The organism is Cesiribacter andamanensis AMV16 (assembly GCF_000348925.1).
Taxonomy (GTDB): Bacteria; Bacteroidota; Bacteroidia; order Cytophagales; family Cyclobacteriaceae; genus Cesiribacter; species Cesiribacter andamanensis.
Genome location: NZ_AODQ01000139.1, coordinates 1 through 11,048, shown reverse-complemented (window position 1 = coordinate 11,048; position 11,048 = coordinate 1). Strand labels below are relative to the sequence as shown.

The following is an 11,048-nucleotide window of genomic DNA, read 5'->3' as shown; positions in this document are numbered from 1 at the left end:
GCAGTTTACCTGTTGATTTTGCGCGGATGCCCTCCCTTAGATCACTCCTGCTTTTACTAGTGTTTGTAGTGGGCCTGGCCTGCCAGCAAAGCCATGCCCAAACCCAGGTGCAGGGCCGTATCACCGATGGGCGCAGCCGGGACCCTCTACCCTTTGCCAGCATTCTCTTTAAAGGCACCACCATTGGCGTAACGGCTGATTTTGAGGGCAACTTTCGCTTAAGCAGCCCGCAGGGGCATGATTCCATTGTGGTCTCCTACATCGGCTATAAAAAGCGCACGATTGCCATACAGCCCAACCAGACCCAGACGCTGCACATACAGCTGCAGGAGGATGCGGAAAACATGCGGGAGGTGGTGATCAGGCCCGGCCGGCGGCGGGAAGAAAATCCGGCCCACCCTATTATGCGCAAGGTGCTGGAGGCCAAAAGCCGCCACAACAAGACCAGCCTGCTGGCCTATGAGTACGAGGCCTACACCAAGGCTGAGCTAAACCTGCAGCGCCTGCCCGACGATACCCAGAAGAAAAAACTGGTGCGCCAGGTAAAAGCAGCCTATGACAGCATCTACACCTATACCAGCGAGGAGGGGGAGGCCCTGATGCCGGTGTTCTTATCCGAAAGCATCAGCAGGTACTATTTCCGTACCCGGCCCGAGCTGCGGCGGGAGCATATTCTGCATACCAGCCTCAAGGGCTTTGGTGTTGAGGATGGCAGCCTGCTCTCTCAGCTGGTGGGCAGCTCTTTTCAGGAATACAACTTTTATGAAAACTGGCTCAACATTCTTGAAAAGGAATTTGCCTCCCCCCTGGCCGATGGCTGGAAGCTCTATTACGATTATGAGCTGCAGGACAGCCTGCTGGTAGAGGGGCGCATGTGCTACAAGATTGGCGTTTCGCCCAAGCGGGAGCAGGATCTGGCCTTTTGGGGTACCCTCTGGATCACCAAAAAGGAGTATGCCCTGCAGCAGCTCGATCTGCAGGTACTCCCCAAGGCAAACCTCAACTTTGTGCACAAGATCGCCATTAGCCAGCAGCTGCAGCCCACGGCGGCATCGGGCTGGCTTCCCGCTAAAACCCGGGTACTCATCGATATGCGCAGGCCGGGCAAGGAGGGTGGCGGGGTGGTGGCCAAGTTTTACACCTCCTACAAAGACCCACTCGTGAACCAGCCCCGCCAGCCCGATTTTTATGCCAACCCCCTTACCGTAGAGGCCAGGGCCCCGCAGGCCAGCAGGGAATTCTGGAGCAGCAACCGGCATGATTCCCTAAGCCTGGAAGAAGAGAAAATTGGCCAGATGATCGATTCGGCCAACCAGCTGCCGGCAGTAAAGCGGAACATACGCCTGGTAAAAGCCCTTGCTACCGGCTATGTAAAGGCAGGCACCCGGCTGGAGATTGGCCCCTACCCCCTGTTTTATACCTTCAATGATCTGGAGGGGCACCGCCTGGGAGCAGGCCTGCGGACCACTACCGCATTTTCGGCAAAATACCGCCTGAGTGCCTTTGCGGCCTATGGCACCAAAGACAACCGGCTAAAGTATAATGCCCAGGCCGAGCGGCTGTTGTCCCGCAACAGCTGGACCCTGCTGCGCCTCTACCACAGCTCTGATGTAGAACAGATAGGCCTGGATGCCGATGAGCTGAGCAGTAACTCCATCTTTTATGCCTCCAGCCGCTGGGGCAGTCTGCGGCTTCCCTACCACTACCAGCGAAGCGGCCTAGGCCTGCAAACCGATCTGAGCAGGGGCATCACCGCTGGTATTTCGTTTGATCACCGCAATTTTGAGCCGGTCTTTGCCTTTGGCTACCGCACCGGCGATGAGCCCGCTGTACTGGCCACTAGTTTCCGGACCTCGGAGGTGCGCCTGAATACCCGCTTTTCCTGGGGAGAGGCCTACCTGATCAACGATTTTGAGCGCCTCTCGGCAGGCACCCAGGGCTGGCCTGTGCTGAGCTTTGGCTATGCCTATGGGATTCCCGGTCTGCTGGGCGCCGATTTTGAGTACCACCGCCTGGCGCTGCACGCTACCCAGCGGGTGAAAATGGCCTTTCTGGGGGTATCGCGCTATACCGTAGAAGCCGGGAAGTATTTTGGCGCCCTGCCCTATCCCCTGCTAAAGGTACACCTGGGCAATGAAACCGCCTTTTATACCTCGGCGGCCTATGGCCTGATGAATGTGGGCGAATTTGCCAGCGATAGCTGGGCCTCGCTGCGCTACATCCACTATTTTGAGGGCTTTTTGCTGAACCGGGTACCCCTGATCAAAAAACTGAAGTGGCGGGCCATTGCCCACGGTAGTCTGCTCTGGGGGCAGCTGAGCAAAGAAAATCAGCAGCTGGTGGCCCCCCTTGATCCTGGGGCTGAGGGAGTACTGCCGCCCCCCCGCTCCCTGTCCGATATCCCCTATGTAGAACTGGGCTACGGCATTGAAAACATTTTCCGGGTGTTTCGGGTAGATGCCTTTCACCGGCTTACCTACCTGGAGCTGCCCAATGCCCGCCGCTTTGGGCTAAAGGTGAGCATGACGCTGGTGCTTTAAGCCCGCTATCCTATCTTTGCACAAATTACTTTTTCTATGAGCCAAGTATCTGATTTCAACGACTACCGCACCCGCATGAACGAGCGTATCATGGCGGCTGACAATAAAGTGATCAAGCGCTTCTTTAACCTGGACACCAACACCTATATGGAAGGCGCCCTGGATACCAAGACCAAAGAAGCCATAGGCCTGGCCTGCAGCATGGTGCTGCGCTGTGATGATTGTGTGCGCTACCACCTGGGCAAATGCCATGAGCTGGGCTATACCAACGAGCAGATGTACGAGATCTTCTCCATTGCCACCCTTATTGGCGGCAGCATTGTGATTCCGCACCTGCGCCGTGCCGTTGAGTATTGGGATGCCCTGGCAGCAGAAGGCGGGCCCACCGGGGGAGATTCCCAGGGGGGCAGTGGTACCGAATGTGGCCACCAGCATGCTTAAAAAAGACCTGGAGCTGGACCGCCGCTGGCAGCAGCTGCGCCTGCGCCTGGGCGAGCAGATTGGCCGCCGGCCCAAAGACCTCAACGCCATTCTCTTTCTGATAGGGGTGCAGGAGCTGGGCCAGGGCCGGCGCACCTTCAGCAAGGAAGAAAAGCAGGACCTGATGCACATTGCCATCTGCAAAGTGCTGAGCTATGCCGGCTATTATGAACTGGAGGGGCTGGATGAACAAGGCTGGCCCCACTGGAAAATGGTAAACCCCCTGCCGCACTTTGATCTGCTGGAGCAGGAAAAGCTGCTGAAAATGCAGGTGCTGGACTATTTTGAGCAGGAAATGGGCTGGGTATTCGTAGGCTGATCCCGGGCTCCTTTCCCAACGTTTTACTTCATTCCACCAACGCTCTTTCCAGCCAGATTCGGTGATGAATAGGAGATTCCCGCGGCTCTACGCGTATGATGTTGAAATTACGCTTCAAAGCAAACAGCAGCATTGCCCGGCAACTGTTGCGGGTTTTAAAGCGCACATGGCTGAAGCCCCGTTTATGGGCCCATGCTTCCTGAGCTTCTGCCAGCAGGCGGGCAGCACCGCTCCTGCGCCACTGAGGTAACACACCACCAAGCCAGGAATAAAAGCAGGTTTCATTCAGCCGGTACCCAAGTTTGCAGCCTATTGCTTGCCCCTCTACTTTGGCAAGCAGAATCAGTGCATCGGGTCCCTGCAGGCGTCGCTGAAATTCTTCCAGGGGATAGAGGTCGGTAAATTCGGGTAGTTGAGCCAGCAGCGCTCTGGCTTCTGCCATGCTGCCTTCGCTATATTGGATGTTCATTAGGAGCTTTTTTGCAAATGTATCCTTTTCATTAGTTTTAAGCTGAGGCAAAAAGTAAGCTTATGGAAGAACTCAATCGCTGCCAGTGGGTATCCGCTGGCTGGGCCGGTGGCAAATTTCCCGAATACCAGCAGTACCACGATCAGGAGTGGGGCGTGCCCGTACATGATGATCGGGTGCATTTTGAGTTTCTGGTGCTGGAGAGCGCCCAGGCCGGCCTGAGCTGGGCTACCGTGCTGCGCAAGCGGGCGGCGTACCGGGAGGCCTTTGCCCGGTTCGATCCGCAGCAGGTGGCGGCTTTTGGTGAAGAAAAGGTGCAGGAGCTGCTACAGAATGGGGGTATTATCCGCAATGGGGCCAAGATCAGGGCCGCCATCAGCAATGCGCAGCGCTTTCTGGACATTCAGCAGGAGTGGGGCAGCTTTTCGGCCTACATCTGGGAATTTGTAGGGGGTAGGCCCCTGATCAACCACTGGACGGAGAACTCGCAGGTACCGGCCACCTCTCCCCAGTCTGATGCGCTGGCCGCTGATATGAAAAAGAGAGGGTTTAAATTTCTGGGCAGCACCGTGCTGTATGCCCACCTGCAGGCCTGCGGACTGGTCATGGACCATACCACCTCCTGCTACCGCTATGCCGAGCTGAGCACTGCCAAAGCGCACTAGCGCGGCTGGGCCGGCCCTGCCCCAAAGGGTACGGTCAGGCCCAGCCAGGGCAGGCCAAAAAATACCTGATCGCCACTAAAGGCCGGAATCAGCAGGCCGTAGTCCAGGCCTATCTTTTTAATAATGCTCCGTCCTCCCAGCATAAGCAGGGCAAAGCGCTCCTCTCCGGCCGGAATAATATAATTCTCGGTAAGCAGATATCCTCCTTTTCCAACACGCAGCATTCCACTTAGGGTAATTACCGGTGAGTTGGCCATTTCGCCGCCGGCAAAGGCATACCCTACCCCAACACTTGCATTTTTATCGCGGGAGCCTACCGTGCCGATGCCATACAGGATGCCAAAGCCTGTGCCTTCCTCGCCCAGCACGGTTCCCAGCAGGGCGCCGGCCCCCAGCGCCACCTTATCACCCGATACCGGCACAGATACTTTTGGGGTGATCCAGACCGGACTTGAGGTACCGGCAAACAGGAAAAGCGGCACTGTACCCACCCCCATGGAGATATTGTCGGTAATGCCAATGCTGGCCTGGTTAAACAGGATCCAGACGTTCTGGTAATAGCCCTCCCCCCGCTTGAGGCCGTAGCCGTTGGGCGACCAGAAGTAACGGGTCGACTGCGGGTTCTCAAACCAGATTTCGCCACTTACCACCTGGGTAGGGCGGATGGGTGTAATGGACCGGATGTCTTTGCGGGCTATGGTAATCTCCCCCAGGTTACGGGTGCGCAGCAGGATAAATTCTTCATTCTGCTCCAGGATGGCGCCTACATACTCGTTTCCATCCAGCGTTTGCACGCGGTACAGGGTAGTTGTGTCCTGCGGCGTCTGCTGTGCCTGAACGGTAGCGCACAAGCAGATAAACAACAGGCAGAGCAAGGCCGCACTTCTGCCAGTGAGCATTAGGATCTTCATAGCGCTAAAGAGGGGAATCTTATAAGAAAGCTACAGTAAAATAGCAGAATTACAACTATAATCTAAAAAAATAGTTAGAACGTTCAATTGGCAAACGGGGATAGTGGGCCCCTTAGTAGGCGAACGCAGGGGGTGTCGGTAGCAGCGCCCACCTCTGCTCTGCCGGTAGCGGGTTATTGTCTGGCAGTAAAGCCCATAGGTATTTTCAGCGCTTCAACATCACCCATTTTAGGGTAGCGGATAAGAGGCTGCCTCAGGCTCTTCCAGCGCACTTTTTACCTGGTGTCAACCCTCCCGATCCAGGACCGGAGCCGCCGGCGGTCTTCTTCGGAAAGGGTGGGCAGCTCGCTTACTGCCCGGTAGTAGCTCTCTCCCCATTCCATATCCAGGTACCCGGCCGTACGCCGAAAGGGTACCTCAAAGCCCTCCGGCAGCCGGGCATCGCTCCCTACAGCCAGCAGGTATACCTTTTTGCCCTTTAGCTGCCGGCCTGCCGGCTTATGTAGCGTTACCAGGTCAGTAAAGCGATCGAACATGGTTTTCATCAGGCCGCTCATGCTGTACCAGTACACAGGGGTGGCAAAGATCAGGATCTGGTGCGCCAGCAGCTGGTGGGTCAGGCGCTCAAAGGCATCATCGGCCGGATAGCTGCCTGTGTAAGAGTAGGGGTACAGGGGGTAATCCAGCAGATCAATCCAGTTTAGGGTGCTTTTGTCAAACACCTGCGCTGCCAGCTTGTGGGTATCGCCCTCCCGGCGGGCGCTGCCCAGGATTAGCAGGGCGTTGGTGGGGGTAGGTTCAGTCATGGCGCTCAGGCCTGCAGCAGCTCCTGCAGGCGCTTGATCTTAAAATGCCGTTCAAAGGAAAAAAGGCTCTCATCGGCCTCAAGATGGGTATAAAGCACAAGAGCCCGTTCCCAGAGTGCCCGGGCGGTTTGGGCATCGTGCTGCAGCAGAAACCCTTCTGCCGCTTCGCAGAGAACATCGGCCATGGGCTCCAGGTGGTGCGGCTCCAGCTTGTACTCCTGCTGCAGGGTGGGTACCAGCTCCCGGGGAGCAATGGCCGCCAGCTGCTTAACAGAAAGCGTAAGCAGCTCCTGCAGGCGCTGGTCCAGCAGGGCCAGCACCTCGCCCGGCTGCCCCTGTTGCTTAATCCCCAGCAGATCGGCCAGCAGCTTGCCCAGGGCCCGCCCCAGCTGGTCAAATTGCCGTTTTAAATAATCGCTGCGCTCAAATCCCATCTGCTCTCTGTTTTTGTGGATGTCCGCTTACAAAGGGGTTTTTCCCAGCTGTGCATTGATCAGGGGGGTCTTCGGCGCCAGAAAAAAGCCCCTAAAGCTGGCAAACAAAATCAAGATAGGAATAAAATTGCGAAAGCTGGTAAGGGTAGCCAGCAGCCGAAGTGTGCTTTAGGCGGGATTAGCAGCAGGGCTATTTTATGCAAATTCACAATTTCACTATAAGGCACACTAAGCCTGCCGTATCCGCATAAGGGGGAGCGTAAGGGACATGCAGGCACTAAAAGCCGGCGCATCGTATTGGTGTCTCCGGAGAGCCCTGCGAAAAGGTGCTGGCAGCAGAAGCGCTTACCACTTAGCGGCTGCGGCCATGCGGCTGGCCAGGAGTTGCTCCAGCTGTTGCCTGCGCTTTTGCAGGGCATCCAGGGTGGGCCGGGTATCGAGCAGCAGTGGCGCCTGCCCGGGGGGGATCAGCTGCAGGCCCCAGTGCTTATCCGGCAGTTGCCGGATGCACATGCTGTTTAGCACCTCCGGGCTGAGGCTGTGATGAGGATAAAAACGGGTAAAAAACGCAAGGCCATACTCAAGCTTTCCGCCACCGGTGAGCCTTAGCGCATAAGTGGTATAGCTGAGCCCTATTGCCAGCACCAGCAGCAGGCCGCCTAGCCCCAATGCCAGCAGGGGGTGCTTGCTGTCGGGGATAAAGAATACGCCTGCCATGCACAGCAGGTAAAGCACAGTTTGGGCTCTGGGGTATACAGCTCTTAGAGAGATGAGGTCCATAAATGATCCAGGGGGGCGTATTTTGGCTTCCAGGCAGGGTCAAACGGCCTGGCTTCGGCCTGCAGGCCCAGCTCCAGCTGCACCAGGCCCTGCTTATTGCTGCTGCTAAAGTTATCTAATATCAGGCAAAAACTAATGAGCAGTTCTACCTCACAATCATCATCGGCGGTTATTTTGTAGCAATCGGTATCAGTAGGGGCCAGGGCTGCCCGCTCCCAGCAGGCAATCATCTGCTCGTTTTTATAGACCGAGCGCAGCTGGTTGGGATGGGTATAGATGTCGTACACGTCCTGCTGGTGCAGGCATTGGTAGTGCGATTTCCAGAGCGATCGGGTTTTGAACTGGGCATAATGCTCCTCCCAGGCATGCATTGTCTCGTTCCAGTGCAGCAGGTCATAACTGGCCGTAAAAAAGCTCAGGTTGCGGGATAGCAGCAGGCGGGGATGTTTACCATGATCCAGCCGGCTGAGCACCAGGGCATTATCAAAAAAGTGGCGGGTCTCCAGGCAGGCCGAGTACAAAAGAAAGCTGTTGATGCTGATGCTGTACGCATCTCCAAAGCTTTCTGTGGTTCGTGTAATCTCAATGTTCATGATTAAAAAATGCTTTGGGCACTTAAGTTAGTAATAATCAGCAGTTAACCATTGATTTTTAGAAATTTCTGCTGCAGGAAGGAGATGTTGTTGAAGGCTTGGCTTTTGTTAAAACAGCTTCTTTAGACGCAGCACTGCTCTTTGGGCTTTTTTCGTACCTTTAAGCCATGAGCAAACCCGACAAAAAACTTTTTCTGCTCGATGCCTTCGCCCTGATTTACCGGGCGCATTTTGCCTTTAGCAAAAATCCCCGCATCACCAGTACAGGTCTTAATACCGGCGCCGTCTATGGCTTTACCAATTCGCTGCTGGAGATCATCCAGAAAGAAAAGCCTACCCACCTGGGCGTAGCCTTTGATACCGACCAGCCCACCTTCCGGCATGTGGAGTACAGCGAGTACAAAGCCCAGCGGGAAAAGCAGCCCGAGGATATTAAAATAGCCCGACCCTACATCCGGCAAATTGTAAAAGCCTTTAACATCCCTATTCTGGAGCTGGATGGCTACGAGGCCGATGATGTGATTGGCACCCTGGCCAAAAAGGCCTGCCGCGCCGGCTTTGAGGTGTATATGATGACGCCTGATAAAGACTACAGCCAGCTGGTAGAAGAGCACATCTGGCTCTACAAACCCGCCTATATGGGCAATGCCGTAGATGTGCTGGGGATAAAAGAAGTGCTGGAGAAATGGGATATTGACCAGATTGACCAGGTGCGGGACATGCTGGGCCTGCAGGGCGATGCGGTGGATAACATTCCGGGTATTCCCGGCATAGGCCCCAAAACCGCGTCCAAGCTCCTGAAAGAGTATGGCACAGTCGAGAATATTGTAGCCCATGCCGATGAGATCAAAGGCAAGAACGGCGAACGCATCAAGGAATTTGGCGAGCAGGGCATTTTCTCCAAAAAACTGGCTACCATTCATACCGAGGTGCCCATTGATTTTGATGCGGATGCCCTGCTTTATACCGGGCCCGATGATGCCAAACTGAAGCCCATCCTGCAGGAGCTGGAGTTTCGCAGCACCATGCGCCGCCTCTATGGCGAAGAGGGCACCGGGGCACTGGCCGCCGCCACTGCCGCCGCAAAACCGGCACCCCAGCGCAAAAGCACCCCTTCCGGTCAGGGCGATCTGTTTGCCCCTGCCCAGGCCGACTCCCCAGTGGCCACCCCTGTACGGGAGTCGCAAGCGGCGGTAGCCCCTGCCGCAGAAGAGAGCAAGCCCCTGAGCGCCCCGCGTACTATTTACAACTCCACCCACCACTACCACCTGATGCAGACCAGGCAGCAGCAGGAGGAGCTCATCACCTACCTGAAGCAGCAGCAGGCCTTTTGCTTCGATACCGAAACCGATGCCATTGATGCCGTAGAGGCCCGGCTGGTGGGCATGAGCTTTAGCTGGTACCCCGGCGAGGCCTACTATGTGCCCGTGCCGGCCGATGAAGCCGAGGCCCGGAAGGTAACAGACCGCTTTAAGGAGGTACTGGAAGCGGAGAAGATCCGAAAAATAGGTCAGAACCTGAAGTACGATATTCTGGCCCTGCGCAAATATGATATAGAAGTACGGGGCCCCGTTACCGATACCATGGTGCAGCACTATTTGCTGGAGCCCGAGATGCGCCACGGCATGGACCTGCTGGCCGAGACCTACCTCAACTATAAGCCGGTAAGCATTACCGAACTGATCGGCCCGCGGGGCAAAGACCAGAAGACCATGCGGGAGGTGCCGCTGGAAGCCATCAAGGAGTATGCCGCCGAAGATGCCGACATTACCCTGCAGCTGGAGAAAACCCTGAGCCCTAAGCTAAAGCAGGAGGGACTGCTGAAGCTGTATGAAGAGGTAGAGGCCCCCCTGATCCATGTGCTGGCCGAAATGGAGTACAACGGCATCCGGGTAGATACCGAAGCCCTCAAGGAGCTGTCGGTGCAGATGGACCTGGAGGCCCGGGAGCTGGAAAAGCAGGTGTATGAAGAAGCCGGGCAGGAGTTCAACATCGGCTCGCCCAAGCAGCTGGGCGAGATCCTGTTCGATAAACTGCAGCTCATCAAAAAGCCCAAAACCACCAAAACCGGGCAGTACGCTACCGGCGAGGAGATCCTGATCAAGCTGGCCGATGAGCACCCCATTGTAAAGCATATTCTGGAATACCGCCAGCTGACCAAGCTCTGCAGCACCTACATTGATGCGCTGCCCAAGCTTATCAGCCCGCGCGATGGCCGGGTGCATACTTCCTTTAACCAAACGGTAGCTGCCACCGGCCGCCTTAGCTCCACCAATCCCAACCTGCAGAACATCCCCATCCGCACCGAGCGGGGGCGGGAGATTCGCAAGGCCTTTGTGCCGCGCAATGAAGAGTTTACGCTGCTTTCGGCCGACTACAGCCAGGTAGAGCTTCGCCTGATGGCCGGTTTTGCCAAAGATGCCGCCATGGTAGAGGCCTTTAGGGAGGGGCGGGATATCCACGCCACCACCGCTGCCAAGATCTTTAAGGTGCCTCTGGAGGAGGTAGACAGCGACATGCGCCGCAAGGCCAAAACGGCCAACTTTGGCATTATCTACGGCATATCAGCCTTTGGCCTGGCCCAGCGCCTCAACATCCCGCGTAAGGAAGCTTCCGATATCATAGAGGCCTACTTTCAGGAATTTCCGGGCGTGAAGCAGTACATGGACGAAAGTATTGAAAAAGCCCGGGAACAGGAGTATGTGGAGACCATCATGGGTCGCCGCCGCTACCTGCGCGACATCAACAGCCGCAACCAGACCGTGCGGGGCTTTGCCGAGCGCAACGCCATCAATGCCCCCATTCAGGGTTCGGCGGCCGATATCATCAAGCTAGCCATGATCAACATACACCGCTGGATGCGGAGCCAGAAGCTCAAAAGCCGCCTGGTGCTGCAGGTGCATGACGAATTGGTGTTTGATGCCCACCTGAGCGAGGTAGCGCTGCTCAAAGAGCATATCCCCCTCTTTATGAGCACGGCCGTAGAGCTGCCCGTACCCCTGGAGGTAGGCCTGGGTACCGGCCCCAACTGGCTGGAGGCGCATTAATTTT

Annotated in this window: 11 protein-coding genes; 5 read left to right on the top strand and 6 right to left on the bottom strand. The window is 56.2% G+C overall.

Going from position 1 to position 11,048, the window contains the following annotated elements:
- Positions 1-26 precede the first annotated feature (26 nt).
- Genes ADICEAN_RS18040 through ADICEAN_RS18030 form a run of 3 tightly spaced genes read left to right on the top strand, consistent with a single transcriptional unit; the run spans position 27 to position 3,339 of the window.
- Positions 27-2,540: a DUF5686 and carboxypeptidase-like regulatory domain-containing protein gene (locus tag ADICEAN_RS18040; RefSeq protein ID WP_040398043.1), complete on the top strand. Its 2,514-nt coding sequence runs from the start codon at positions 27-29 to the stop codon at positions 2,538-2,540.
- A gap of 36 nt (positions 2,541-2,576) precedes the next feature.
- On the top strand, positions 2,577-2,981 hold the full coding sequence (locus ADICEAN_RS18035; RefSeq protein WP_009197094.1) for a carboxymuconolactone decarboxylase family protein: 405 nt from the start codon (positions 2,577-2,579) through the stop codon (positions 2,979-2,981).
- The gene (locus tag ADICEAN_RS18030; protein ID WP_009197093.1) at positions 2,974-3,339 is read left to right on the top strand and encodes a hypothetical protein; all 366 of its coding nucleotides are present in this window, start codon (positions 2,974-2,976) and stop codon (positions 3,337-3,339) included. Before ADICEAN_RS18035 ends, ADICEAN_RS18030 begins: the two co-directional genes overlap by 8 nt.
- 28 nt (positions 3,340-3,367) lie before the next feature.
- On the opposite strand, the gene ADICEAN_RS18025 is transcribed toward ADICEAN_RS18030, so the two are convergent.
- Complete coding sequence (locus tag ADICEAN_RS18025) at positions 3,368-3,808, bottom strand: GNAT family N-acetyltransferase (RefSeq protein WP_009197092.1); 441 nt, start codon at positions 3,806-3,808, stop codon at positions 3,368-3,370.
- A 62-nt stretch (positions 3,809-3,870) separates the two neighbouring features.
- On the opposite strand from ADICEAN_RS18025, the gene ADICEAN_RS18020 reads away from it, so the two are divergent.
- Positions 3,871-4,473 carry a DNA-3-methyladenine glycosylase I gene (locus ADICEAN_RS18020; RefSeq protein WP_009197091.1) on the top strand — a complete coding sequence of 201 codons (603 nt, stop codon included), beginning with the start codon at positions 3,871-3,873 and terminating at the stop codon, positions 4,471-4,473.
- On the opposite strand, the gene ADICEAN_RS18015 is transcribed toward ADICEAN_RS18020, so the two are convergent.
- The 5 genes from ADICEAN_RS18015 to ADICEAN_RS21560 form a co-directional block, all read right to left on the bottom strand.
- Positions 4,470-5,384 (bottom strand): hypothetical protein, encoded by a 915-nt coding sequence (locus ADICEAN_RS18015; protein ID WP_009197090.1) that lies wholly within the window; start codon positions 5,382-5,384, stop codon positions 4,470-4,472. The genes ADICEAN_RS18020 and ADICEAN_RS18015 overlap by 4 nt on opposite strands.
- A 275-nt stretch (positions 5,385-5,659) precedes the next feature.
- The gene (locus ADICEAN_RS18010; RefSeq protein WP_009197089.1) at positions 5,660-6,190 is read right to left on the bottom strand and encodes a flavodoxin family protein; all 531 of its coding nucleotides are present in this window, start codon (positions 6,188-6,190) and stop codon (positions 5,660-5,662) included.
- A 5-nt stretch (positions 6,191-6,195) separates the two neighbouring features.
- Complete coding sequence (locus tag ADICEAN_RS18005; RefSeq protein ID WP_009197088.1) at positions 6,196-6,624, bottom strand: hypothetical protein; 429 nt, start codon at positions 6,622-6,624, stop codon at positions 6,196-6,198.
- Positions 6,625-6,969: 345 nt separating this feature from the next.
- On the bottom strand, positions 6,970-7,341 hold the full coding sequence (locus ADICEAN_RS18000; RefSeq protein ID WP_152426509.1) for a hypothetical protein: 372 nt from the start codon (positions 7,339-7,341) through the stop codon (positions 6,970-6,972).
- A gap of 44 nt (positions 7,342-7,385) precedes the next feature.
- Positions 7,386-7,997 carry a hypothetical protein gene (locus tag ADICEAN_RS21560; RefSeq protein WP_009197086.1) on the bottom strand — a complete coding sequence of 204 codons (612 nt, stop codon included), beginning with the start codon at positions 7,995-7,997 and terminating at the stop codon, positions 7,386-7,388.
- A 167-nt stretch (positions 7,998-8,164) separates the two neighbouring features.
- On the opposite strand from ADICEAN_RS21560, the gene polA reads away from it, so the two are divergent.
- Positions 8,165-11,044, top strand: a complete 2,880-nt coding sequence (gene polA, locus ADICEAN_RS17990) for a DNA polymerase I (RefSeq protein ID WP_009197085.1) — start codon at positions 8,165-8,167, stop codon at positions 11,042-11,044.
- Positions 11,045-11,048: the final 4 nt, after the last annotated feature.